Below are 24422 nucleotides of genomic sequence, written 5' to 3'. Positions count from 1 at the left end.
CAAGTGGCGCACGTTCAACGAACACGCCGAACCTCCCGTTTTTCTTTTCACCCTATGTGATCAGCCGTAGCGCTGCCCAACCAGGGTGCTGGCCTGCGCTGATGTGCGTCAACTCCCCGCTGACGCGGGGGCGGTGGGAACGCTCACGTCGAAGTGCCGTGCACGCGGGGCGGCTTTCATCAGCGCGGTGAGGGTACGGGCCTTCAGGGGCCCCTTCTCGGCACTCCCCCAGGCCACCGTACGGTTGCCGCCCAACTCCAGCGAGATGTCGTCGTAGGAGCGGACCTTGACCACCCGGGTCTCGTGCGCGACGGCGGCCGGGAGGGAGCCCGCCACGGACACCGCCGCGCGCACCAGCCGGCCCTCGCCGAAACGGCGCAGGCTCGCAGTGGCGGAACCCGGTTGCGCGGTCATCAATTGCAGCAGCGGAACGCCTTTAATCGGCTCGGAAATCATGGCAAAACGGACGCCTTCCGCGTCCACTTCCATGAACTTCCTCCCGTTTTGCACGAGAAGAACCGGAGTCCGCTCGGTCACTTTCAGTGTGATTCCGTGCGGCCAGGAACGCGCGACGTCCACCGTGTCGATGCGCAGCAGTTTCCGGCGCAGTCGCGTCTCGATCTCGTCGGTGTCGACCGACGCCAGGGGCTCCCCGAGCGGCACCCGCGCCACCTCGCGGACCTCCTGCGGTGTCAGCTCCCGGGTGCCGGAGACGGTGACCCGCTCCACCCGCAGCCACTGGGACCCGTAGAGCGCCCACAGGGCTCCCGTCGCGACCAGGACGAAGGCCAGCGCGGATGCGATGATCACACGAAGGCGGCGCCGCCCCAGTCTGCGGACCAGGGGCGGGCCGGACGACTCCTGCTGGCGTTCCCCGCGCTCGGCGGTCGTCGGTCCGGCCACGCTCCCTGCCCTTTCGTCATACGTGCCTAACGGTGTGCACGATGGGCGGCGATCGCCTCGTACACCATGCCGACGAGGAGGTCGTCGGCGTCCCGGCGGCCGAACTCGGCGGCGGCGCGGGACATCTGGTACAGCCGGTGCGGGTCGGCGAGGACGGGCAGGACGTTCTGCTGCACCCACTCCGGGGTGAGGTCCGCGTCGTCGACCAGCAGACCGCCACCGGCCTTGACCACCGGCTGGGCGTTCAGCCGCTGCTCGCCGTTGCCGATGGGCAGCGGGACGTAGGCGGCCGGGAGTCCGACGGCGGAGAGTTCGGCGACGGTCATCGCGCCCGCGCGGCAGAGCATCATGTCGGCCGCGGCGTACGCGAGGTCCATCCTGTCCAGGTAACTTACCGGGATGTAGGGGGGCATTCCCGGCATCTGGTGGACCTGCGGCAGTTCGTTCTTCGGGCCGACCGCGTGCAGGATCTGGATGCCGGCCTGCTGGAGCCAGGGTGCGACCTGCTGGACCACCTCGTTGAGGCGCCGGGCGCCCTGCGAGCCGCCGGAGACCAGCAGCGTCGGCAGGTTGGGGTCGAGGCCGAACATCGCGCGCGCCTCGGGACGGACGGCGGCCCGGTCCAGGGTGGCGATGGAGTGGCGTAGCGGGATGCCGATGTAGCGCGCGTTCCTGAGCTTGCTGTCCGGGGTGGCGACGGCGACCTGCGCGGCGTACCGCGAGCCGATCTTGTTGGCCAGGCCCGGGCGGGCGTTCGCCTCGTGGATCACGATCGGCACGCCGAGGCGCTTGGCGGCGAGGTAGCCGGGCAGGGCGACGTACCCGCCGAAGCCGACCACGGCGTCCGCCTTGGTGCGCTCCAGGATCTGCTCGGCCGCCTTGATCGTGCCGCGCAGCCGGCCCGGGACGGTGATCAGCTCGGGGGTGGGCTTGCGTGGCAGCGGTACCGCGGGGATCAGCGCGAGCTCGTAGCCCCGCTGCGGCACGAGCGTGGTCTCCAGGCCGCGCTCCGTGCCCAGGGCTGTGATCCCCACGGTCGGGTCCTGCCTGCGCAGGGCGTCCGCGAGGGCGAGCGCGGGCTCGATGTGGCCCGCGGTGCCCCCGCCGGCGAGTACGACATGCACCGAAATTCACCGCTCTCCGGACGAACGCGCCGCCGAGGCACGCCGTCGCATCGTGTTCCAACTCCGGGCGCTCCGGGCCGACCCGGAGCCCCCGGCCCCCCGCTTTCTACCAAAACGGGGTTGCCGCAGCGCAAGCGCCGCCCGCGCAGCGGGATCGTCACGCGCGAAGGCGATCAGCAGCCCGATGGCGAACATGGTCGGCAGCAGGGCGGAACCCCCGTAGGAGAACAGCGGGAGCGGGACACCGGCGATCGGCAGCAGACCGAGCACCGCACCGATGTTGATCACCGCCTGGGCGGTGATCCAGGTGGTCACGCCTCCCGCGGCGTACCTCACGAAGGGGTCCTCCGTGCGTCCGGCCACGCGGATACCCGCATAGCCTAGAGCCGCGAACAGGGCGAGGACCGACAGCGTCCCCGCCAGACCCAGTTCCTCACCGGTGACGGCGAAGATGAAGTCGGTGTGCGCTTCGGGGAGTTGGCCCCATTTTTCCACACTGGCACCCAGCCCGGAACCGAACAGTCCGCCCGAGGCGAGGGCGTAGATCCCGTGCACGGCCTGCCAGCAGCTGTCCCCGGGCCCGGGGTCGGTGGCGCCGATGCAGGCCAGGCGGGCCATCCGGTTGGGGCTGGTCTTGATCAGGATCACACCGAGGGTGGCCGCCACGGACAGCACGCCGACGAACATCCGGGTCGGCGCCCCCGCGAGCCACAGCACGCCGAACAGGATCGCGGTGAGGATGATCGCCGTGCCCATGTCGCCGCCGAGCATGATCAGCCCGAGCAGCAGGAACGCCATCGGCACCAGCGGGACCAGCATGTGCTTCCACTGGTTGAGCAGGTTCTTGTCCTGCTTGCGCGCCATGAGGTCGGCGCCCCACAGCACGAGCGCCAGCTTGCCGAACTCACTGGGCTGGATCTGGAAGGAGCCGCCGAGGGAGATCCAGTTCTGGTTGCCGTTGACCGCCATCCCTATCCCCGGCACCTGCACCAGGGCCATGAGGAAGACCGCGCCCGCGAGGATCGGGTAGGCGAGCCCCCGGTGCAGTTTCACCGGCATCCGGGACGCGGCGAACAGCAGCGCCCCGCCGAGGACGGCGGCCAGCAGCTGCTTGCGGAAGAAGTACGAGCCGGTCAGCCCCATCTGCAGCGCGGTGATCTGGGAGGCCGAGTAGACCATCACCAGGCCGAGCACGGTGATCAGCGCGCTGCCGCCGACGATCAGGTAGTAGGCGGTCAGCGGCCGGTCCCAGGCCCGCCGGGCCCGCGCGTACGCCCGGGTGACGGCGTTGTCTCGCGGCGGGCGGGGGGCGGGGGGCCGGCGCGCGGCCCGCTGCACGGGCGGCCGGCCGGTACGGCTACTGGGCATCAGCGCCTCCGCTGCACATCGCGCGTCCCACGCGTCCCTCCCGAGGTCGCCCGGCGCCAGGCGGCCGGGTCAGGCGCCGAGTTCGGACACGGCCTGGGCGAACGCGTCGCCGCGCTGGTTGTAGTTGGCGAACATGTCCATGGAGGCGCAGGCCGGGGCGAGCAGCACCGTGTCGCCGGGCTCCGCGAGCCGCTGGGCCTCCTGGACAGCCTGGAGCATCGCCCCAGTGTCGGTCCGGTCGAGGTCGACGACGGGTACTTCCGGGGCGTGTCGCGCGAGGGCCTCCCGGATGAGGGCCCGATCGGCGCCGATGAGGACGACGCCGCGCAGCCGCTTCGCGGCCCCCGCGACCAGCTCGTCGAACGTCGCACCCTTCGCCAGACCGCCCGCAATCCATACGATCGACTCATATGCCGCCAACGAGGCCTGTGCGGCGTGCGTGTTGGTGGCCTTGGAGTCGTCGACGTAGGCGACGCCGTCCACGTCCGCGACGAGCGCGATGCGGTGCGCGTCCGGGCGGAAGTTCCGCAGACCGTCGCGGACGGCGCGGGGCTCCACGCCGAAGGCGCGGGCGAGCGCCGCAGCGGCCAGGGCGTTGGCGATGTTGTGCGGGGCGGGCGGGTTGACGTCGGAGACCTCGGCGAGCTCCTGGGCGTTCTTCTGCCGGTTCTCGACGAAGGCGCGGTCGACGAGGATGCCCTCCACGACGCCGAGTTGGGACGGCCCGGGGGTGCCGAGCGTGAACCCGATGGCGCGGCAGCCCTCTTCGACGTCCGCCTCGCGCACCAGGTCCTCGGTCGACGGTTTGTCGGTGGCATCGACGTTGTAGACGCAGGCGACGCGGTTGCCCTCGTAGATGCGGCCCTTGTCGCGCGCGTACGCCTCCATGGAGCCGTGCCAGTCCAGGTGGTCCGGGGCGAGGTTGAGCACGGCGGCGGAGTGGGCGCGCAGCGAGGGCGCCCAGTGCAGCTGGTAGCTGGACAGCTCCACGGCGAGGACGTCGTAGGTCTCCTCGCCGAGGACGGCGTCGAGCAGGGAGACGCCGATGTTGCCGACGGCGGCGGTGCGCAGCCCGGCGGCCTTCAGGATGGAGGCCAGCATCTGCACGGTGGTGGTCTTGCCGTTGGTGCCGGTCACGCACAGCCAGGGGGCCGCGTCGGGGCCGCGCAGCCGCCAGGCGAGCTCCACGTCGCCCCATACTTCCACGCCGGCCTTCTCGGCGGCCTGGAAGAGCGGCTTGGTGGGCTTCCAGCCCGGCGCGGTGACGATCAGCTCGGTGCCCTCGGGCAGGGTGTCGCCGTCACCGAGGCGCACGGTGACACCGAGCGCCTCCAGCTCGGCGGCCTGCTCACGCGCGCGTGCGTCGTCGCCGTCGTCGACGACCGTGACGATCGCCCCGCGCGCGTTGAGCACCTTGGCCGCCGGGACGCCGGAGACGCCGAGTCCGGCGACGGTGATGCGCTTGCCCTGGAAGTCCGGGGACACCGAGGAGGTCACTTGTCCGCTGCCCATCCCGCGTAGAAGAGGCCCAGTCCGACGATCACACAGATGCCCTGGATGATCCAGAAGCGGACCACCACAAGGACCTCGGACCAGCCCTTGAGTTCGAAGTGGTGCTGGAGTGGCGCCATCCGGAAGACGCGCTTCCCGGTGAGCCGGAAGGAGCCGACCTGGATGACGACCGACATGGTGATGAGGACGAACAGGCCGCCCATGATGGCCACCAGCAGCTCCGTGCGGGAGAGGATGGCCAGACCGGTGAGCACACCGCCGAGGGCGAGCGAGCCCGTGTCCCCCATGAAGATCTTGGCGGGCGACGTGTTCCACCACAGGAAGCCGAGGCAGGCGCCCATCAGCGCGGAGGACACCACGGCGAGGTCGAGCGGGTCACGCACCTCGTAGCAGGCGCCCGGGTTGGTGAGGGTGAGCGCGTTGGCGCAGGACTCCTGGAACTGCCAGACGCCGATGAAGGTGTAGGCGCCGAAGACCAGCACGGACGCGCCGGTGGCCAGACCGTCCAGACCGTCGGTGAGGTTCACGCCGTTGGACATCGCCAGGATCATGAACAGCGCCCACACGACGAACAGCACCGGACCGATCGTCCAGCCGAAGTCGGTGATGAAGGACAGCTTCGTGGACGCCGGGGTGTTGCCGCGGGCGTCGGCGAACTGCAGGGAGAGCACGGCGAAGGCGATGCCGACGATCAGCTGGCCGGCCATCTTGGCCTTGGCCCGCAGACCCAGCGAGCGCCGCTTGACGATCTTGATGTAGTCGTCGAGGAAGCCGACCAGGCCCATGCCGACCATCAGGCCGAGGACCAGCACGCCCGAGTACGTCGGCGCGTAGCCGGTGATGACCTTGGCGAGGAAGTAGGCGGCGACCGTCGCCAGGATGAACGCGATACCGCCCATGGTCGGCGTGCCGCGCTTGCTGGCGTGCTCGCGCGGACCGTCGTCGCGGATGTACTGGCCGTATCCCTTGCGGGCGAGCAGTTTGATCAGCAGCGGGGTGCCGACCAGGGTGAGGAAGAGGCCAATGACTCCTGCGAACAGGATCTGCTTCATCATCGGGCGGCAACCTCACCCTCGGCACCGGTCTCGAGCAGCGCCTGCGCGACCGCCTCCAGACCGACCGAACGCGACGCCTTCACGAGTACGACGTCCCCCGGGCGCAACTCGCTGCGCAACAGGTCGACCGCCGCCTGTGCGTCGGACACGTGCACCGACTCCTCACCCCACGAACCCTCGTTATATGCGCCCAGTTGCAGCCAGGCGGCTTCCCTGCCGCCGACCGCGACGAGCTTGCCGACATTGAGCCGGACGGCGAGCCGTCCGACCGCGTCGTGCTCGGCGAGCGCCTCGTCCCCGAGCTCGGCCATCTTGCCGAGCACCGCCCAGGTCCGCCGCCCCTTGCCCATGGCCACCAGCGCGCGCAGAGCGGCCTTCATGGACTCGGGGTTGGCGTTGTAGGCGTCGTTGACGATGGTCACGCCGTCCGGGCGCTCGGTGACCTCCATGCGCCACCGGGAGAGGGAGCCCGCCTCGGAGAGCGCGGTGGCGATCTCTTCCGCGGACATGCCCAGCTCATGGGCGACGGCGGCCGCGGCGAGCGCGTTCGACACGTGGTGCTCACCGTACAGGCGCATGGTCACATCGCTTGCACCGGAGGGTGTGAGAAGCCTGAAGGAAGGCTGTCCGGTGTCCGTGAGTCGCACGTTCTCGGCGCGTACGTCCGCTTCGTCGGACTCACCGAAGAAGAGCACCTTCGCCTTGGTTCGGGAGGCCATGGCGCGGACATAGGGGTCGTCGGCGTTGAGGACGGCGACGCCGCCCTCCGCCTCGGTCGGCAGGGACTCCACCAGTTCGCCCTTGGCCTGGGCGATCTGCTCGCGGCCGCCGAACTCGCCGATGTGGGCGGAGCCGACGTTGAGGACGAGGCCGATCCGCGGCGGGGTCAGTTCGGTGAGGTAGCGGATGTGCCCGATGCCGCGCGCGCCCATCTCCAGCACCAGGAACCGCGTTTCCTCGGTGGCGGACAGGGCGGTCAGCGGCAGCCCGATCTCGTTGTTGAGCGAGCCGGGCGTGAACACCGTCGGCGCCTTGCGCTGGAGGACCTGCGCGATGAGGTCCTTGGTGCTGGTCTTGCCCGCCGAACCGGTCAGCGCGACGAGGGTCGCGCCGAGGCGTCGTACGACATGGCGGGCGAGGGCGCCGAGGGCGCGCTGGACGTCGTCCACGACGATCGCGGGCACGCCGACGGGGCGCGAGCCGAGAACGGCCGCCGCGCCCGCCGAGGCGACCTGCGCCGCGAAGTCGTGGCCGTCGACGCGCTCGCCGACGAAGGCGACGAAGAGGCTGCCGGGCTCCACCTCGCGGGAGTCCCGGACCACCGGCCCGGTCACCTGCACCGACGGGTCCGGTATGTCGTACGTCTGCCCGCCGACGACGCTTGCGATCTCGGCGAGGGAGAGGGCGATCACTGGTTCATCCCTGGGTCTTCTGGATTGCTTCGCGAAGCACCTGGCGGTCGTCGAAGGGACGGACCACCCCGGCGATGTCCTGCCCCTGCTCGTGGCCCTTGCCCGCGACCAGCACGGTGTCCCCGGGCTGCGCGCGGTCCACGGCCGCGGCGATCGCGGCGGCCCGGTCCTCGAAGAGGACGACCTCGCCGCGCTCGTGCGCGGGCACCGAGGCCGCGCCCTGGAGCATGGTCGCGAGGATCGCGAGCGGGTCCTCGGAGCGGGGGTTGTCGGAGGTCAGTACGGCGGTGTCGGCGAGCCGCGCCATGGCGGCGCCCATCGGCGCGCGCTTGGTCTTGTCCCGGTCGCCGCCGCAGCCCAGCACGACGTGCAGCCGGCCCTTGGTGACCTTGCGCAGCGCCTTGAGCACCGACTCGACGGCGTCGGTCTTGTGGGCGTAGTCGACGACGGCGAGGTAGGGCTGCCCGGCGTCGACGCGCTCCAGACGGCCCGGCACACCGGGTACGGCGGCGATGCCGTCGGCGGCGGCCTGCGGGTCGAGGCCGGCCGTGGCGAGGGCGACGAGCGCGGCGAGGGTGTTCGCCACGTTGAAGGGGCCCGCCAGCGGCGACTTGCCCCGGATGCGCTGCCCGTCGGGGCCGACGACGGTGAACGTCGAGTCCATGGTGCCGACCTCGACGTCCTCGGCGCGCCAGTCGGCGTCGGGATGGCCCTCGGCGGAGTAGGTGACGACCGGGACGGTCGCCTCCTTGGCCAGCCGGCGGCCGTAGTCGTCGTCGAGGTTGACCACGCCGCGTTTGCTGCGGTGCGGCGTGAACAGCTGTGCCTTGGCCCGGAAGTAGTCCTCCATGTCGGAGTGGAACTCCATGTGTTCCGGGCTGAGGTTGGTGAAGACGGCGATGTCGAAGACACAGCCGTCGACCCGGCCGAGCACCAGGGCGTGGCTGGAGACCTCCATGGCGACCGCCTCGACGCCGCGCTCGCGCATCACCGCGAACAGCGCCTGCAGGTCGGTGGCTTCGGGGGTGGTGCGCTCGGACTTGATGCGCTCCTCGCCGATGCGCATCTCGACGGTCCCGATGAGCCCGGTGGTGCGGGCGGTCTTCAGGCCGCCCTCGACGAGATAGGCGGTGGTGGTCTTGCCGGAGGTGCCGGTGATGCCGATCTGGAGCAGGTCCCGGCCCGGGTGGCCGTAGAGCGTGGCAGCCAGTTCGCCCATCCGTCCGCGCGGGTCGTCGACCACCAGGACCGGCAGGCCGGTGGCCGCGGCGCGCTCGACGCCGGTCGGGTCGGTCAGCACCGCGGCCGCGCCCAGGCTCGCGGCCTGGGTGACGAAGTCGGCGCCGTGCAGGCGGGCGCCCGGCAGTGCGGCGTACAGGTCGCCGGGGCGGACGGCGCGCGAGTCGTGGGTGATGCCCGTGACCGCCGCGGTGCTCTCCGGCTGCTGGATACCCAGCTGGTCGGCGAGGTCCGCGAGGGGTGTGGCGGAGACCTCGGCCGGCCGGGGCGGTCCCGGGTAGGTCACGGAAGCGCCCTTCTGGGTGGTTCGGGACTGATCAGCGTGTGGCACGGCGGTGAGCGTACCGGGCGCACCCGCCCCTGAGCGAAGTGAGGGGCCGGAGGCGTTCTGGTTCCCGGGCTGGGGGGTGATCATGGTCACGGCTCGTTCCTGACTGGTCGCGCTGATCGGCAGGGGGTCGGGTCCGGGTCGGGGGCAGGGGGCTGGTGGGGGTCGGGGCTGGTGGGAGACGGTGCCGGGGCGGGCAGGGTCACGGCTGGTGGGAGGCGGTCCCGGAGGCGGGCGGGGTCAGGGCTGGTAGGACACGGGCAGGTTCGCGGGGTGGGCGCCGGTCGGCGGGACCTGGAGGGTCTTGAGCGCGAACTCCATCACCTGCTTGTAGATGGGACCGCAGATCTGGCCGCCGAAGTAGCTGCCCGCGGTGGCGTTCTGGATCGCGCAGTAGACGGTGATGCGCGGCTTGTCGGCGGGCGCGAACCCGGCGAAGGACGACGTGTAGCCCTTGTAGCGGCCGGTGGCCGGATCCACGCGGTTGGCGGTGCCGGTCTTGCCCGCCACTCGGTACCCGGGGATGCGCGCCTTGATGCCGGTGCCCTGCTCGTCGTCCACGACCGACTCCAGCATCTGGGCCAGCGTCTTGGCTGTCTTGGCGCTCACGACCCTTCTCACCTCGGGCTTCGCTGCGGGGGTGAAGCGCCCGTCGGGCCCCTTGGTGCCGCGGACGAGGGTGGGTTCGACGCGGACGCCGCCGTTGGCGATGGTCGAGTAGACGGACGCCGCCTGGATGGCGTTGATGGAGAAGCCCTGGCCGAAAGGGATCGTGTACTGCTGCGAGGTCGACCACTGGCCGGGCGGCGCGAGGATGCCCTTGGTCTCGCCGGGGAAGTCGAGCCCGCTGTAGCTGCCGATGCCGAACCGGCGCAGATAGGAGTAGAGCACCTGGTTCGCCTGCGGCTGGGTCTTGCCGAGCTGGCCGGTGGCGAGGATGGTGCCGATGTTGGAGGACTTGGCGAGCACACCGTTGAGCGTCAGGTACCAGGTGGCGTGGTCGATGTCGTCCTGGAAGAGCCGGTCGCCGCGGTGCAGCCGGTTCGGCACGACGACGTGCGTGAGCGGCGTGGCGACGTTCTCCTCCAGCACGGCGGCCATCGACATCACCTTCGCGGTGGAGCCGGGCTCGTAGGCGTCCTGCACGGCCGCGTTGCCGAGCGCCGCCGGGTTGGCGTGCCGCAGGTTGCCGGGATCGAAGCCGGGCGAGTTGGCCATGGCGAGGATCTGGCCGGTGCGGGTGTCCTGGACGATGACGTAACCGCGGTCGGCCTTGGACTTCTTCACCTGCTCGGTGATGGCGTTCTGCGCGGCCCACTGGATGTCGCGGTCGATGGTCAGCTCGACCTGGGAGCCGGGCACGGCGGGCGTCTCCGTGGAGCCCGCGGTCGGCACCTGACGGCCGCCGGACTGGGCGTAGCGGATCTTGCCGTCCTTGCCCGTGAGCGTCTTGTTCAGCTGCTGCTCGATGCCGCCGCCGCCCCGGCCGTCGGCGTTGACCCAGCCCAGTATCCCGGCGGCGAGGTCGCCGTTGGGGTAGATCCGCTTGCTGCTGGGGTCGGCGAAGACGCCGGCCAGGACGTTGACGGTGGACTTGTCCGTCTCGGCCTTCTTGGCGAGGGCGAGCCTGAGATCCTTGATCTGCGTCCAAACCTGCGGGGTGCGGCTCAGGGCGAGCCGCACATAGCGCAGGTCCTTGTCCTTCGGCCGCAACTTCTTGACCAGGGCTGCCTGGTCCTGGCCGAGGATCGGGGCGAGCAGGGCCGCCGCCTGCTCGGGGCCGTCGTCGATCTTGAGCTGCTTGCGCGTGAACATCGTGGGGTCGGCGGTGATGTCGTAGGCGTCGACACTCGCCGCCAGGGCCACGCCGTTGCGGTCGGTGATGCCACCGCGCTCGGCCGCGAGGGTGTGCACGACGTACCGGTTCTGCTCGGCCTTGGCCGCGTAGGTGCTGGCGTCGACCGCCTGCACCTGCAGCAGGCGGAAGACGAAGGCGGCCATGACGAGGGTCAGGCCCAGGCCGACCAGGCGCAGCCGGGGACGCGGGCTGCCGAGCCTCAGCGTGCGCGGGGGCGCGGCCTGGCGGGGCGGCCCGGGGCGGCGCGCCGGACGTCCACCGGGGCCGGGCTGCCGTCGGGCCGCCCCGGATCGGGCGGGGCGGGCGGGGCCGGGCACGCGGCGGCGCGGCGGTTTCCTGCCGAAGTCATCGACCACTTCCGTCACCTGCCGGGGGCGTCGTCTGGGATGTCTGGGGCGTGGTGGCGGCCGCCGGCGAGGCGGTGGCCGCGGGGGCGGTCGCCGCCGGGGAGGGGGTGGCCGAAAGGGAGGCCGTGGGCGTCGGTGCCCGGCCGGTGGTTTTGGCCTCCGGGGCGAGGACGAGCGGGGCCTCCTCCTCCAGGTCCGCGGCGGCGGGCGAGGGGAAGCCCTTGACGGTGCCGTCGAGGCCGAGGAAGGCGGGGTCGCCGCCCGGCACCATGCCCAGTTCGCGGGCGCGGCGCTGCAGGGCCTCGGGGGCGGAGTAGGCGTCCACGTCGCGTTGCAGGGCCTGCTCCTCGTCGGTGAGCGACTTGGTGTCCTTCTGCAGGTCGTCCAGCTTGAACGAGCCCTCGCTGAGCGCGGAGTTCAGCACGAGGAGCCCGATGAGCCCGCCGCCGAGGAGCAGGACGACGAGCAGGACGAACGGCGTACGGGCCGCCTGCCCCCGCCCGGCGGCCGGAAACAGCCGAGCGAGCCGCGCGGCCCGCCCCTTCACCTGGGGTTTCCCACTCACTCGCCCCTCCCCCGGGTTCGCTCGCCGCTGTGCCACACGGTCGCTGCCGCGCCGTACCAGGAGTGCGGGCGCAGGCCGGTCCGCCGGGGCGGACGGCAGGCGCGGCTGACCACCCGCGCGCGGGTGGTGCGCCCGGCTCGGACCGCACGGCGGCAGTCGGCCTGTCGGTGGACCGCACCACGCACGAGGCAGCCGCCCTCCCGGTGCACCGCACCACGCACGAGGCAGCCGCCCTCCCGGTGCACCGCACCGCGCAGGTCGCCGGGTGACGCGGGCGCTCCCGCGCGCGTGGGGGCCGGGCCGGCCCCGGGCCACGGGGCCGGCTCGCGCGGCCCGGCCGACCGGGCTGTGACCGGCCGTGACCGGCGGGGGCTGACGCCTCCGCCGGGTGTCTCGGCCGTCGTCGGCCCCGGCCGCCGGGGGTCGGTCCCCGCGCGCGCCCGCCCCGTCGCCTGGCTCACTCCACGTCCTCCCTGATGCGCTCGGCGCCGCGCAGCCGCGCGGGGGCCGCCCGGCGGTTCTCGGCGACCTCTTCCTCGGTGGGAAGTTCGGCACCACGGGTGAGCAGCTTGAGCCGCGGCTGGTAGCGCTCGGGCACGACGGGCAGCCCGGGCGGCGCGGTGGAGGCGGCACCGGCCGCGAAGACCTGCTTGACCAGCCGGTCTTCCAGGGAGTGGTAGGAGAGGACGGCGATGCGTCCGCCCACCGCGAGCGCCTTGACCGCGGCCGGGATCGCCCGCTCCAGGACCGACAGCTCCCCGTTGACCTCGATGCGCAGCGCCTGGAAGGTGCGCTTGGCCGGGTTGCCGCCGGTGCGCTTGGCGGCCTGCGGCAGCGCGTCCCGGATCAGCTCCACCAGCCGCGCGCTGTTGCTGAACGGCTCCTTCTCCCGCTCGCGCACGATCGCGGCCACGATCCGCTTGGCCTGCTTCTCCTCGCCGTAGGCGCGCAGGATGCGGACGAGTTCGCCGGGCGGGTAGGTGTTGAGCACCTCGGCCGCGCTGACGCCGGTCGTCTGGTCCATGCGCATGTCCAGCGGCGCGTCCTGCGCGTAGGCGAACCCGCGGTCGGCCTCGTCCAGCTGCATGGAGGAGACGCCCAGATCGAACAGCACACCCTGCACGCGCGCGATGCCGAGCCGGTCGAGGACCTCGGGCAGCTCGTCGTAGACGGCGTGCACGAGCGTGGCACGGTCCTGGTACGGCGCGAGCCGCTCACCGGACAGCCGCAGCGCCTCCTTGTCGCGGTCGAGGCCGATCAGCCGGGCCTCGGGGAAGCTGGTCAGCAGCGCCTCGCTGTGGCCGCCCAGGCCCAGGGTGCAGTCGACGACGACCGCCCCCGGCTCCTGCAGGGCGGGCGCCAGCAGGTCCAGACACCGCTGGAGCATCACCGGGACGTGTCGACTCTGGCTCAAGGGGCCCTCTCAGGTCCGGCGCGAACGCTCCGCACCGCCGGGTCCCCGCCCGCTCCCAGAAGGGGAGGCCGACCGACGCCTCACGGCGGCGGCCGACCGGGAGCGGGAGGAGGCCGAGCCGTACGTACGCGCCGCGCACGTGGGAGATCTCCGGACAGCACGCCGGGGGTCTTGCAGGGTTCTTAGGGGGACGGGAAGTCCCCTGGGGAGGGCCTCGCCTCCCGCTTCGCGTCACTTTAGTCCACCCTGTCTCGCGGTCAATCAACCGGCCTGCGCGTCGCGCACCGGCACGCGCGGGTAGCACCGGATCGGCGAATACACCCGTTCGGCACCGCCCGCGTTACCCATGTGGGTCACGGCACCCAAGTGACGTGATGACGGGTCCGGAGGCCGCGCGAACAGGCATGGCCGTGACGCCAGCGGATACCCGCTCCCCGGCCGCCCACGCGTTCTCCTCACGCATCGTTCGCGAAATCCGGCGTTCCGAGGGCCGAAAGGCCGCAAGGCCCGACATATCGCAGCCAGTTGTCCACAGGCGAGTGACACGAACCGGTAACGGCAACAAGAATGCGGTTGTGACGTCGCGCGGAACCTTTTCCGCGGGGTGTCCGTGATTCGGGGTGGGCCGGTTTCGCATCTGCGGCGGCCCGAAAGAAAGTACGGGCCGAGGAGGGCCGGGTGACGACCTATGACGAGCGAGCGAGCCTTACAGATCTGACCGCTACCGCGGAGCGTGTGCGCAGCTCCGTGGAAGGAGTGATCGAGGGCAAGCCCGAGGTCGTTCGGCTGGCACTGACCGTGCTGCTCGCCGAGGGGCACCTCTTGATCGAGGACGTCCCCGGTGTCGGCAAGACGATGCTCGCCAAGACGCTGGCGCGTTCGATCGACTGCTCGGTGCGGCGGATCCAGTTCACCCCTGATTTGCTGCCCTCGGACATCACCGGTGTGTCCATCTGGGACCAGCAGCGCCGGGACTTCGAGTTCAAGCCCGGCGCGATCTTCGCGCAGATCGTGATCGGCGACGAGATCAACCGGGCCTCGCCCAAGACGCAGTCGGCGCTGCTGGAGTCGATGGAGGAGCGCCAGGTCACCATCGACGGGCAGACCTACGAGCTGCCGAGCCCCTTCATGGTGGTGGCCACGCAGAACCCGGTCGAGATGGAGGGCACCTACCCGCTGCCCGAGGCCCAGCGCGACCGCTTCATGGCCCGCGTCTCCATCGGCTACCCCAGCCCGGAGGCAGAGCTGCAGATGCTGGACGTGCACGGCGGCGTCAGCCCCCTGGACGACCTGCAGCCGGTGGCGCACGCGCACGACGTGGTGAAGCTGATCGACGCCGTCCGCGGTGTCCACGTCGCCGACACGGTCCGGCGCTACGCGGTGGACCTGGTCGCCGCCACCCGCGCCCACCCGGACCTCAGACTGGGCGCCTCCCCGCGCGCGACGCTGCACCTGCTGCGCGCGGCGAAGGCCTCCGCGGCCCTCAGCGGCCGGGAGTACGCGCTGCCGGACGACGTGCAGGCACTCGCCGTGGCCGTCCTCGCGCACCGTCTGCTGCCCACCGCCCAGGCCCAGCTCAACCGCCGCACGGCCGAGCAGGTCGTGCTGGAGATCCTTCAGCACACCCCGGTCCCGACGGCCTCCCAGCAGCACGGCTTCGGCCTGGGCGGCACCGCCCCGGCCTACCCGCAGCAGCCGCCGCGGAGGCTGTGATGGCGTACGACGGGGGGACGGGACGTCCGGAGGCCGGCCGCGGGGAGCAGGGCGGCGTCCGTACGGCCCTGGCCGGGCTGACCACGCGCGGCCGCTCCTTTCTGGCCGCCGGTATCGCCGCCGCGATCTGCGCCTACGTCCTCGGACAGGAGGGTCTGCTGCGCGTCGGCCTGCTCCTGGCGGCGCTGCCGCTGGTGTGCGCGGCCGTGCTCTACCGCACCCGCTACCGGGTCGCCGGCAGCCGCCGGCTGAGCCCCGCGCGGGTGCCCGCCGGCAGCGAGGCCCGGGTCCATCTGCGGGTGGACAACGTCTCGCGGCTGCCCACGGGCCTGCTGATGCTCCAGGACCGGGTGCCCTACGTGCTCGGTCCGCGCCCGCGCTTCGTGCTGGACCGGGTGGAGGCCGGCGGACGCCGCGAGGTGTCCTACCGGGTCCGCTCGGACCTGCGCGGCCGCTTTCCGCTGGGCCCGCTGCAACTGCGGCTGTCGGACCCGTTCGGCATGTGCGAGCTGACGCGGTCCTTCTCCTCGTACGACACCCTGACGGTGATCCCGCGGGTGGAGCCGCTGCCGCCGGTGAGGCTGACCGGTGAGGCGAAGGGCTACGGCGACGGACGGCAGCGTTCACTGGCCCTGGCCGGCGAGGACGACGTCATCCCCCGCGGCTACCGCTACGGCGACGATCTGCGCCGCGTGCACTGGCGGTCCACCGCCCGTTACGGCGAGCTGATGGTGCGGCGCGAGGAGCAGCCGCAGCGTTCGCGCTGCACGGTGCTGCTGGACACCCGGGGTGTCGCCTTCCGCGGCGCGGGCCCGGACTCCGCGTTCGAGTGGGCGGTGTCCGGCTGCGCCTCGGTGCTGACGCACATGCTGGAGCGGGGCTTCTCGGTGCGGCTGCTGACCGACACCGGCAGTTCGGTGCCCGGCGAGGGCGCGGACGGGTTCGCCGGCGCCAGCCACCAGTCCGCGGACGCGGCCGGGCTGATGATGGACACCCTCGCGGTGATCGACCACTCCGACGGTGCGGGCCTGTCCCGGGCCTACGACGTGCTGCGCGGCGGCAACGAGGGGCTGCTGGTGGCCTTCTTCGGCGACCTGGACGAGCAGCAGGCCGCGGTGGCCGCCCGGATGCGGCAGCGCAGCGCAGGCGCGATCGCGTTCGTCCTGGACAGCGACGTGTGGCTGCGTGAACCGATCGACGCCCCTCGTCCGATGAACAGGACGGAAGAGCGGTTGCGGCTGCTGCGGGAGGCGGGCTGGACGGCGCTGAGCGTCCCGCGGGGGGCGACACCGGCCGATCTGTGGCGCCAGGCGGACCGGGAGCGCACGAGTCTGGCGGCCGCGGGCGGCCCGGGCAGTACGGGGGAGGCACGATGATGAGCGGACGGGCACGGCTGGCGCTGTGCGCGTGGGCGGCCACGGTGATGGCGTCCTGCGCGCTGCTGCCCCTGGTCGACCCGGCCACCTGGATCCTGCAGGCGGCGGTCCTGCTGGCGATCCAGTCCGGCGTGGGCGCGGCGACCCGGCGGGTGCCGCTGGCCCGGCCGCTCACCGTGGCCGCGCAGGCGCTGGTCACGCTGCTGCTGCTCACCCTCGTCTTCGCCGGCCGGCAGGCCGTGGCCGGGTTCGTGCCCGGTCCGCAGGCGTTCCAGCACTTCTCCGACCTACTGCGGCAGGGCTCGGACGACATAGCGCGGTACGCGATTCCGGCGCCGCTGGAGTCCGACGGCATCCGGCTGATGCTCGTCGGCGGTGTCCTGGTGATCGGGTTGCTGGTGGACACGCTCGCGGTGACCTACCGCAGCGCGGCCCCGGCGGGTCTGCCGCTGCTCGCGCTGTACTCGGTCGCGGCGGGGCTGTCCGACGGCGGCATGGACTGGCTGTGGTTCCTGGTGGCGGCCGCCGGTTATCTGATGCTGCTGCTCGCCGAGGGCCGGGAGCGGCTGTCGCAGTGGGGGCGCGTCTTCGGCGGCACCCCCCGCGTCCCCGGGGCGCCGGACGGCCCGCTGGCCCCGGTGCGCACGGGCCGGCGCATCGGCGCCGTCGCCCTGGGCATCGCCCTGGCGGTGCCGCTGCTTCCGCTGCCGGCTGTCCAGGGCGGACTGCTGGCCGACGCCCGGGGCGGCGTGGGCTCGGGCAGCGGCGCCGGGGGCACGATCTCCGCGGTCAACCCGCTGGTCTCCCTGCGCGACAGCCTGAACCAGGACCAGGACCGCACGGCCATGGTGCTGCGCACCAACAGCGACGACTTCAACGATCTGTATCTGCGGATCGTGTCGCTGGACGACTTCGACGGCACCACGTGGAAACCCGCCAAGCGGCACATCACCGCGGTACCGGAGGAGTTCCCCGGCCCGGCCGGCCTGGGCGCGGACGTCCGGCGCGCGCAGATCACCACCCGCATCTCCGCGGCCGACTGGTACGCCCAGGACTGGCTGCCGATGCCCTACCCGCCGAGCGGTGTGAGCGTGGGGGGCAAGTGGCGCTACGAGCCGGTGGGCATGACGCTGGTCGGCGACCACGGCCAGACCACACGCGGTGAGACGTACGAGGTGCGCAGCCTCGACGTGCGGCCGACGGCCCAGCAGCTGGCATCGGCTCCGCAGGCGCCGGAGCGGATCCGCCAGGAGTACACCAAGGTGCCGGGCTCGGTGCCGTCGGTGGTGGCGCGGACGGCCCGCCAGATCACCCGGAACGCGACGAGCGACTACGGCAAGGCGGTCGCGCTGCAGGACTACTTCGCGCTGACCGGCGGTTTCCAGTACGACACGCAGGTGGAGGTGGGCAGCGGGTCCGACGCGATCGCCAAGTTCCTCAAGGACAAGGAGGGCTTCTGCGTCCACTTCTCCTTCGCGATGGCGGCGATGGCCCGGACGCTCGGCATCCCGGCCCGGGTCGCGGTCGGCTTCGCGCCGGGGACGGTGCAGTCGGACGGCTCGGTCGCGGTCGGGGTGAAGGACGCGCACGCCTGGCCGGAGCTGTACTTCGAGGGCGTGGGCTGGACCCGGTTCGAGCCCACGCCGACCCGCGGGACGACGCCGTCGTACACCACGCCGGACAGCCCGGGCAACAACCTCCCCGAGGCTCCGCAGGCCTCGCGTTCGGCGGGCACCGCCCCGTCGGCGGCGCCCTCGGCGAGCACGAGCTGCTCGGTGCAGGCCAAGAAGCTCGACGAGTGCGCCGGTGCGCTGCCGCTGAACCCGACGCAGGGCAGCGACGACTCCACGCCCTGGTGGGCGATCGCCACCTGGACGCTGCTGGGCCTGGCCGCGGTGACCGTGCTCCTGCTGCCCATGCTGTGGCGGGTGCGGCGGCGCTCGCTGCGGCTGGCATCGGCGCAGCACGCGCCGCGCGGGCCGGCCGCGTACCCTTCGGGCCGCAAGGGCGGCGCCGAGGACCTCGAGATGACCGCGGAGCCGGCGCGGCTCGCGGCGCAGCAGGCGGCCGGGCATGTCCTCGCGGTGTGGCGCGAGCTGATCGACACGGCGTGGGACTACGGCATTCCGCCGGACGACGCGCTCACCCCGCGCAAAGCGGCGGCACGGATCGTGCGGCTGGGCGAGCTGGAGGGACCGGCGGCCGCGTCGGTGCACCGGGTGGCGGGTGCGGTGGAGCAGGTGCTGTACGCGCCGCGGCCGCAGGCGGAGGCCGGGCTGGCCGACGACGTGCGCCGGATGCGGGCCGACCTCCGAGCGAAGGCCGGCCGTCGCACCCGGCTGCGAGCCCTCGTCGCCCCCCGCTCCGCGGTCCGGGCGCTGTGGGACGTCTCGGCCCGTTGGACAGCACTCAGATCCCGCTGGTCCCTGCGCTGGACGCACCTGCTCCACCGCCCACGGGGCCAGGAAACCAGCTGAGCCGGCCCTGGCCCGGCCGGCTCAGGGCTCCCCTGACCGGCCCGGGCCTCCCCGGCCCGACCCGACCAGACTTCCACGGCTGACTCGACGTGGCACATCCTCAGCCCGCGGCCCGGGGCTCCTCCCGGCCGACCCGACGGAACTCATACGGCTGACTCGATGTGGCAGGTCGGGGCGGCCGCCCTCGGGCGGCGTGGCGCCTCGGGGCTTCGGGTTCACGCGTCGGCCGGGGGCGTCCGGTCCGGTGGGCGCGGCGTTCCTCGCGCCGACGGCACAGGCGCACAGGCGCACAGGCGCACAGGCACAGACGCGCGAGGGGTGACCACCTGATGGTGGTCACCCCTCGGGATGTCGTCGAGGACCCTGGGCTTCAGTGGCCTTGCTCGTCCCGGCGCCGCTGCCAGCGCTGTTCGATGCGGTCCATCATGGAACGCTTCGGCCCCCGCTGCCGCCGCGCATGCGGACCCGCAGCGGCCGGATGCTCTCCCGGCTTGGGTGCCTTGCGCCAGCCGGTCACCGCGAGGACGGCACATCCCAGCATCACGAGGAAGCCCACGACACTGAGCCAGACCTGCTTGGCGACCATTCCGGCCATGAGGAGCGCGATACCCACGAGGAAGCCCGCGACCGCCTGGTAGACCCGCCGCCGGGTGTACGTACGCAGCCCGCTTCCCTCGAGCGCCGACGCGAACTTGGGATCTTCGGCGTACAGCGCTCGCTCCATCTGCTCGAGCATGCGCTGCTCGTGCTCCGAGAGCGGCACGGAGTCCTCCTCATCGTGCAGTCGCCGGGGCGACCCGGGGGGTCCCTTCAGGATAGGCAGGGAATCGCCCCCGTGAAACCCGCCCCTCTGCGCCAATTGGCCAACCGGAATCCGTCATGAACGTCTCGGCTCGCTGAGGCTTCCATTCCCCGGCGGCCGACCCGTCATGCCGAGCGGTCTCCTTAGATCATACGGCGACAAGCCCCCGAACGGGGGGTCTGTGGCGGACTCCATCCCCGGCCAACGCGCTGATCAACGGCGCGCCGCGGATCGCCTCGCGAGGCCAGTCAGCCCTGTGCGGTCGCCCGCGTCTCACCCAGGACGTGGAGCTGGGTCGCCACGGAGTGGAAGGCGGGGAGCTCGGCGGCGGCCTCCTCCAGCTTGAGCAGCGCCTCCAGCGCACCGGGCTCCGTGTCGACCAGCACCCCGGGGACGAGGTCGGCGAAGACCCGCACGCCGTGCACCGCGGCGACCCGCAGCCCCGCGCTCTCGACCAGCCCGGTGAGCTGCTCGGTGGTGAAGCGCCGCGGCACCGGATCGCCGGTGCCCCAGCGGCCGTCGGGGTCGGCGAGGGCCTGCCGGGCCTCCGTGAAGTGCCCGGCGAGCGCGCGGGCGAGCACGGCTCCGCCGAGGCCGGCGGCGAGCAGGCTCAGCACGCCCTCGGAGCGCAGCGCGGCGACCGCGTTGCGCACGCCCTCGGCCGGGTCGTCCACGTACTCCAGGACGCCGTGACACAGGACCGCGTCGTACCCGCCGCGCTCGGCCACGTCGAACAGTCCGTGGGCGTCGCCCTGCACGCCCTGCACCCGGTCGGCCACGCCCGCCTCGGCGGCGCGGCGCTCCAGGGCGAACAGCGCGTTGGGACTGGGGTCGACGACCGTGACCTTGTGGCCGAGGCGGGCGACGGGCACCGCGAAGTTGCCGCTGCCGCCGCCGGTGTCGAGGACGTCCAGCGCCTGCCGGCCCGTGGCCTTCACCTGGCGGTCGAGGGCGTCCTGGAGGACCTCCCAGACGACGGCGGTACGAAGAGAGGCTCGGGGTCGCATCGGGTCCGACACGTTGGTTGACTCCTCGGCGCGGCACCGCCACGTCACGGCGGCGCGATACGGGCTGCCCTCCGGGCCCGGGTGCGGGACGGAAGGCTTCAGGCGTGCTCCACCCTATTGCCTCCGTGGTCGCCCCAGGCCACCGCGTCAGCCCGCGTCCGGCATGTCCGCGCCCCTCACCTCCCCGCGGCCCGCCTCGTCCGTGTCCTGGCGCGGTTGCGGCAGGACCGGCTGGAGGACCAGCATCCGCTCGACGAGGCGGAGGAACATCGCCACGTCGCGTATCAGGTCGTCGGCGTCGCGGTTGCTGGCCGCGCCCTGGATGCCCGCCTCCGCCCGGGCGCGGCGCCGGGCGCCGGAGGCGAACAGGGCGCTCCACTCGGTCAGTTCGGGCGCGATCTCGGGGAGCACTTCCCAGGCGCTCCGGATCCTGGCCCGCTTCCTGGGACTGGACTCCGGCCGGCCCCGCGCGGCGAGCACGGCGGCGGCGGTGCGCAGCGCGGCGAGGTGGGCCGTGGCGTAGCGCTCGTTGGGGGTGTCGAGGACTGCGGCCTCATCGAGGCCGGCGCGTGCCTGGGCGAGCAGGTCGAGTGCGGCGGGCGGGGCAGATGCCCGGCGCAGCACCGGATGCACGTCGCTCGCCGGGCCGTTCAGTGAGGGGGCAGGGCCGGTGGCGCGGCGCCGGTGCGCGGCTGCTGCGGAGTAGGTGGCCATGACGAACCTCCTGTCGTCTGCGTGACGGCACTGCCCTACGGGGGTGCCGTATGTGCCCATCGTCGGGTATGCCACTGACAATCCGTTCTGACCTGGGCTTTTGCCTCGATCGAAGGTTCGGGCTAGTTTTTGCACTGACCAGTCAGTTCAAAAAGTGCAGGGGGTCACGTGGACGACGACTCGCCCGGGCTCGCCGTAGCGGCCCGCGGCCTCGGCCTCAAGGGGCCGCGGGGCTGGGCCTTCCGCGGCATCGACATCGAGACGGGACCGGGCTCGCTGATCGCGGTCACCGGGCCGTCCGGTTCGGGCCGTACCTGTCTCCTGCTCGCGCTCACCGGACGTATGCGTTCCACCGAGGGAACGGTCACGGTCGGCGGCCACCGGCTGCCCCGGCAGATGGCCGGCCTGCGCCGGGTCGCCGCACTCGCCCACGTCCCCGGCGTGACCGACCTCGACCCCGCGCTGACCGTCGGCGAGCACCTGCGGGAACGGGCCCTGCTCCAGCGGCGTTTCGGGGACGGGCTGCGCGCCCTGCTCCGGCCGCGCACAGAACGGGCCGCGACGGCCGGCCGGCGCGTCGAGGCCGCCCTGGCGGCCGCCGGACTGGACCTCGAGGCCCTGCCCAAGGGGCCGCGCACCGCCGTACGCGATCTCGAGCGGCTGGAGGCGCTACGGCTGTCCATCGCGCTCGCGCTGATCGGGCGACCCGGGCTGCTCGGCGTCGACGACGCCGACCTGAAGCTGGCGGAGTCCGAGCGCGCCGAGATGTGGGCGCTGCTCAGGTCCCTGACCGAGTCCGGCATCACCGTCGCCGCGGTGTGCAGCGAGGCACCGGACGGCGCCGTCACCGTGTCCACCGGCGACGACGCCACCGCCCCCGGGGACGACGAAGAAACCGGCGGCGATGAGACCGCCAAGGACGACGACACGGCCGACGCGGGCGACGAGACCGCCGAAGACGGCGAGAAGGCCGGCGCGAGCGACGCGACCGCCCACGACGACGACAAGACCGGCGCGGGCGACGCGAGCCCGAAGGACGACGAGAAGGAGGCGGCGGCCGATGCGCTCGCCGAAACTGGCCGCTCTTGAGCTGCGGCGCTTCGGCCGGGGCAAGCTGCCGCGCGCCGCCCTGGTCGCGCTGCTGCTGCTCCCGCTGCTGTACGGCGCGCTGTACCTGTGGTCCTTCTGGGATCCCTACGGCCGCCTCGACCGCATACCGGTCGCCCTCGTGAACGCGGACGACGGTGCCACCGTCGACGGCAAGAAGCTCACCGCAGGCGACGACATCACGAAGCGGCTGCTGGACAGCCGCACCTTCGAGTGGCACCAGGTGAGCGCCGAGCAGGCCCGCCAGGGCGTCGAGGACGGCAGGTACTACCTGTCGCTGACCATGCCCGCCGACTTCAGCGCACGGATCGCCTCCAGCGCGGGCGGCAGCCCCGAGACCGGCGCTCTGCAGGTACGCACCAACGACGCCAACAACTACATCGTCGGGCAGATCTCCCGGACGGTGTTCAGCGAGGTGCGCGCCGCGGCGTCCAGCAAGGCCTCGCGCTCCTTCCTGGACAAGATCTTCATCTCGTTCTCCGACATCCACGACAAGACCGTCCAGGCGGCGAGTGGCGCCGACCGGCTCAGCACGGGCATCGGCAAGGCGGAGAAGGGCTCCAAGGACCTCGCCGACGGCCTGAGGGAAGCGAAGGCGGGGAGCGGCAAGCTGAACACGGGGCTCACCAAGCTGAACCGGGGTGCGAGCGATCTGGAGGACGGCTCGCAGCGGGTCGCCGACGGCACGCAGGCACTCGCCGACAAGGTCAACGGCACCGCCGACCAGGTACGCCCGTTCCTGAAGGCCAACGAGAAGACCATCGGGGACACCGCCCGGCTCGTCGCCGACTCGGCGGCCGCCGTCCAGCACAACCTGGACGACCTGGTGAAGCGGGCCCCGCAGGCCGCCAAGGGGGCCCATCTGGCCTCCGACGCGCTGAACACCTTCTACCGCGAGCACTGCGAGAAGTCCCTGCTGCCGGACTCCGGCTGCGCCAAGCTGAAGGACGCCAAGCAGGCGGCCGCCGACGTGGCGGGCATCGCGGACGACCTCAACATCCTGATCGCCGATCAGAACGGCGACCTGAAGACCATCCGCGCCAACCTCGGCACGCTGCAGAAGCAGGCGCAGGCCCTCGCCAAGCGCGCCCCGCACCTCACCGAGGACCTCGACGACGCCGTATCGAAGATCAACAAGCTCAACGACGGGGCCGCCAAGGTCGCCGCGGGCGCCAAGAAGCTGCACACCGGGCTCGGCACCGCCTCGACCGGCGCCGGCGCCCTCGACCAGGGCGTCGGCAAGCTCAAGACGGGCGCCGAGACCCTGAACGGCGGCATGTACAAGCTGGTCGACGGCTCCGGCAAGCTGGCCGGCGGGCTCCACGACGGCGCCGGGAAGATCCCCGACTACGACCGGCAGGACCGCGACCGGCGCACCGGCGTCATGGCCGACCCCGTGCGGCTCGCCGCGCAGGACCTGCACAAGGCGCCCAACTACGGCACCGGGTTCGCGCCGTACTTCATCCCGCTGTCGCTGTGGGTGGGCGCGATGGTGGCGTACATGCTGATTCCGCCGATGAACCGGCGCGCGCTCGCCGCGGGCGCCCCGGCCTGGCGGATCGCGCTGGCGGGCTGGCTGCCGGTGGTGGCCGTCGGCGTCCTGCAGACGGCGGCGCTCATGGCCGTGCTGCACTGGGCGATCGGTCTGCAGATGGTCCGCGCGGCCGGCACGGTCGGCTTCCTGTTCCTGGTGGCGGCGTGTTTCGCGGCGATCGTGCAGTGGCTGAACGCCCGGTTCGGCGCGGCCGGCCGCATCCTGGTCCTCGCGCTGCTGATGCTCCAGCTGACCTCGGCGGGCGGCACCTATCCGGTGCAGACCTCGCCGGGCTTCTTCAACGCGATCCACCCCTTCCTGCCGATGAGCTACGTCGTCGAGGCGCTGCGCAGGCTCGTCACCGGCGGCGGGCTGGGACCGGTGTGGACGGCGTGCCTGGTCCTCACGGCGTTCACGGCCGGGGCGCTCGCCCTGACCGCCCTGTCGGCGCGACGCCGGCAGGTGTGGACCCTGGACCGGCTGCACCCGGAGCTGAGCCTGTGACCGCCGCACCCGGAACCGACCCGGTGGCCACCGCGCCCGGAACCGAGCCTGTGACCACGCGCG

19 protein-coding genes are annotated in these 24422 nt (G+C 72.5%); 6 read left to right on the top strand and 13 right to left on the bottom strand.

Annotated elements, in window-relative coordinates:
- Positions 1 to 108 precede the first annotated feature (108 nt).
- The 9 genes from ACZ67Q_RS10855 to ftsL form a co-directional block, all read right to left on the bottom strand.
- Positions 109 to 903 carry a cell division protein FtsQ/DivIB gene (locus ACZ67Q_RS10855; RefSeq protein ID WP_471179353.1) on the bottom strand — a complete coding sequence of 265 codons (795 nt, stop codon included), beginning with the start codon at positions 901 to 903 and terminating at the stop codon, positions 109 to 111.
- 26 nt (positions 904 to 929) lie between these two features.
- Positions 930 to 2027 (bottom strand): undecaprenyldiphospho-muramoylpentapeptide beta-N-acetylglucosaminyltransferase, encoded by a 1098-nt coding sequence (gene murG, locus ACZ67Q_RS10850; RefSeq protein ID WP_469809796.1) that lies wholly within the window; start codon positions 2025 to 2027, stop codon positions 930 to 932.
- 6 nt (positions 2028 to 2033) lie between these two features.
- The gene (gene ftsW, locus ACZ67Q_RS10845) at positions 2034 to 3395 is read right to left on the bottom strand and encodes a putative lipid II flippase FtsW (protein ID WP_361632784.1); all 1362 of its coding nucleotides are present in this window, start codon (positions 3393 to 3395) and stop codon (positions 2034 to 2036) included.
- A gap of 69 nt (positions 3396 to 3464) precedes the next feature.
- Positions 3465 to 4907, bottom strand: coding sequence for a UDP-N-acetylmuramoyl-L-alanine--D-glutamate ligase (murD, locus tag ACZ67Q_RS10840; RefSeq protein ID WP_471179348.1), 1443 nt, complete (start codon positions 4905 to 4907; stop codon positions 3465 to 3467).
- Positions 4889 to 5959: a phospho-N-acetylmuramoyl-pentapeptide-transferase gene (gene mraY / locus ACZ67Q_RS10835; protein WP_361632849.1), complete on the bottom strand. Its 1071-nt coding sequence runs from the start codon at positions 5957 to 5959 to the stop codon at positions 4889 to 4891. The genes murD and mraY overlap by 19 nt, the downstream gene beginning before the upstream one ends.
- Positions 5959 to 7374, bottom strand: coding sequence for a UDP-N-acetylmuramoyl-tripeptide--D-alanyl-D-alanine ligase (locus ACZ67Q_RS10830; RefSeq protein ID WP_471179345.1), 1416 nt, complete (start codon positions 7372 to 7374; stop codon positions 5959 to 5961). The genes mraY and ACZ67Q_RS10830 overlap by 1 nt, the downstream gene beginning before the upstream one ends.
- Positions 7375 to 7378: 4 nt before the next feature.
- Positions 7379 to 8899, bottom strand: coding sequence for a UDP-N-acetylmuramoyl-L-alanyl-D-glutamate--2,6-diaminopimelate ligase (locus tag ACZ67Q_RS10825; protein ID WP_471180095.1), 1521 nt, complete (start codon positions 8897 to 8899; stop codon positions 7379 to 7381).
- Positions 8900 to 9181: 282 nt separating this feature from the next.
- A complete protein-coding gene (locus ACZ67Q_RS10820) occupies positions 9182 to 11155 on the bottom strand; it encodes a peptidoglycan D,D-transpeptidase FtsI family protein (RefSeq protein ID WP_471179342.1) in 1974 nt (657 codons plus the stop codon).
- On the bottom strand, positions 11145 to 11711 hold the full coding sequence (gene ftsL, locus ACZ67Q_RS10815; RefSeq protein ID WP_471179340.1) for a cell division protein FtsL: 567 nt from the start codon (positions 11709 to 11711) through the stop codon (positions 11145 to 11147). Before ftsL ends, ACZ67Q_RS10820 begins: the two co-directional genes overlap by 11 nt.
- Positions 11712 to 11740: 29 nt before the next feature.
- Between ftsL and ACZ67Q_RS10810 the strand changes: the two genes are divergently transcribed.
- Complete coding sequence (locus ACZ67Q_RS10810) at positions 11741 to 11980, top strand: hypothetical protein (protein WP_471179337.1); 240 nt, start codon at positions 11741 to 11743, stop codon at positions 11978 to 11980.
- A 188-nt stretch (positions 11981 to 12168) separates the two neighbouring features.
- Here ACZ67Q_RS10810 and rsmH read toward each other — a convergent pair whose 3' ends face one another.
- Positions 12169 to 13125, bottom strand: a complete 957-nt coding sequence (gene rsmH, locus ACZ67Q_RS10805) for a 16S rRNA (cytosine(1402)-N(4))-methyltransferase RsmH (protein ID WP_471179333.1) — start codon at positions 13123 to 13125, stop codon at positions 12169 to 12171.
- A 678-nt stretch (positions 13126 to 13803) separates the two neighbouring features.
- Here rsmH and ACZ67Q_RS10800 point away from each other — a divergent pair.
- Genes ACZ67Q_RS10800 through ACZ67Q_RS10790 form a run of 3 tightly spaced genes read left to right on the top strand, consistent with a single transcriptional unit; the run spans position 13804 to position 18691 of the window.
- On the top strand, positions 13804 to 14838 hold the full coding sequence (locus ACZ67Q_RS10800) for an AAA family ATPase (protein ID WP_471179330.1): 1035 nt from the start codon (positions 13804 to 13806) through the stop codon (positions 14836 to 14838).
- Entirely contained in the window at positions 14838 to 16214 is a 1377-nt protein-coding gene (locus tag ACZ67Q_RS10795) for a DUF58 domain-containing protein (RefSeq protein ID WP_471179328.1), read from the top strand. Before ACZ67Q_RS10800 ends, ACZ67Q_RS10795 begins: the two co-directional genes overlap by 1 nt.
- Positions 16214 to 18691: a transglutaminase TgpA family protein gene (locus ACZ67Q_RS10790; RefSeq protein WP_471179325.1), complete on the top strand. Its 2478-nt coding sequence runs from the start codon at positions 16214 to 16216 to the stop codon at positions 18689 to 18691. Before ACZ67Q_RS10795 ends, ACZ67Q_RS10790 begins: the two co-directional genes overlap by 1 nt.
- A gap of 370 nt (positions 18692 to 19061) precedes the next feature.
- Here the strand turns inward: ACZ67Q_RS10790 and ACZ67Q_RS10785 are convergent, their stop codons facing one another.
- The 3 genes from ACZ67Q_RS10785 to ACZ67Q_RS10775 all read right to left on the bottom strand — a co-directional run bounded on the left by ACZ67Q_RS10785 (position 19062) and on the right by ACZ67Q_RS10775 (position 21214).
- Positions 19062 to 19454 carry a DUF3040 domain-containing protein gene (locus ACZ67Q_RS10785; RefSeq protein ID WP_361632768.1) on the bottom strand — a complete coding sequence of 131 codons (393 nt, stop codon included), beginning with the start codon at positions 19452 to 19454 and terminating at the stop codon, positions 19062 to 19064.
- Between the two features lie 287 nt (positions 19455 to 19741).
- Positions 19742 to 20512 (bottom strand): methyltransferase, encoded by a 771-nt coding sequence (locus ACZ67Q_RS10780; protein ID WP_471179322.1) that lies wholly within the window; start codon positions 20510 to 20512, stop codon positions 19742 to 19744.
- 135 nt (positions 20513 to 20647) lie between these two features.
- A complete protein-coding gene (locus ACZ67Q_RS10775) occupies positions 20648 to 21214 on the bottom strand; it encodes an SAV_6107 family HEPN domain-containing protein (protein WP_471179320.1) in 567 nt (188 codons plus the stop codon).
- Positions 21215 to 21382: 168 nt separating this feature from the next.
- On the opposite strand from ACZ67Q_RS10775, the gene ACZ67Q_RS10770 reads away from it, so the two are divergent.
- Both ACZ67Q_RS10770 and ACZ67Q_RS10765 read left to right on the top strand, forming a co-directional pair.
- Complete coding sequence (locus tag ACZ67Q_RS10770) at positions 21383 to 22303, top strand: ATP-binding cassette domain-containing protein (RefSeq protein WP_471179317.1); 921 nt, start codon at positions 21383 to 21385, stop codon at positions 22301 to 22303.
- Complete coding sequence (locus tag ACZ67Q_RS10765) at positions 22275 to 24359, top strand: YhgE/Pip family protein (protein ID WP_471179314.1); 2085 nt, start codon at positions 22275 to 22277, stop codon at positions 24357 to 24359. The genes ACZ67Q_RS10770 and ACZ67Q_RS10765 overlap by 29 nt, the downstream gene beginning before the upstream one ends.
- Positions 24360 to 24422 lie beyond the last annotated feature (63 nt).

It is taken from the genome of Streptomyces sp. NPDC036813 (assembly GCF_055609245.1).
This window is presented reverse-complemented; position numbering and strand designations above follow the sequence as displayed.

Bases quoted from the DNA above. Each gene is read 5' to 3' on its own strand.
- ftsW (WP_361632784.1), bottom strand. From the start codon at position 3,395: ATGCCCAGTAGCCGTACCGGCCGGCCGCCCGTGCAGCGGGCCGCGCGC.
- murD (WP_471179348.1), bottom strand. From the start codon at position 4,907: ATGGGCAGCGGACAAGTGACCTCCTCGGTGTCCCCGGACTTCCAGGGC.
- mraY (WP_361632849.1), bottom strand. From the start codon at position 5,959: ATGAAGCAGATCCTGTTCGCAGGAGTCATTGGCCTCTTCCTCACCCTG.
- ACZ67Q_RS10795 (WP_471179328.1), top strand. From the start codon at position 14,838: ATGGCGTACGACGGGGGGACGGGACGTCCGGAGGCCGGCCGCGGGGAG.
- ACZ67Q_RS10790 (WP_471179325.1), top strand. From the start codon at position 16,214: ATGAGCGGACGGGCACGGCTGGCGCTGTGCGCGTGGGCGGCCACGGTG.
- ACZ67Q_RS10775 (WP_471179320.1), bottom strand. From the start codon at position 21,214: ATGGCCACCTACTCCGCAGCAGCCGCGCACCGGCGCCGCGCCACCGGC.
- ACZ67Q_RS10765 (WP_471179314.1), top strand. From the start codon at position 22,275: ATGCGCTCGCCGAAACTGGCCGCTCTTGAGCTGCGGCGCTTCGGCCGG.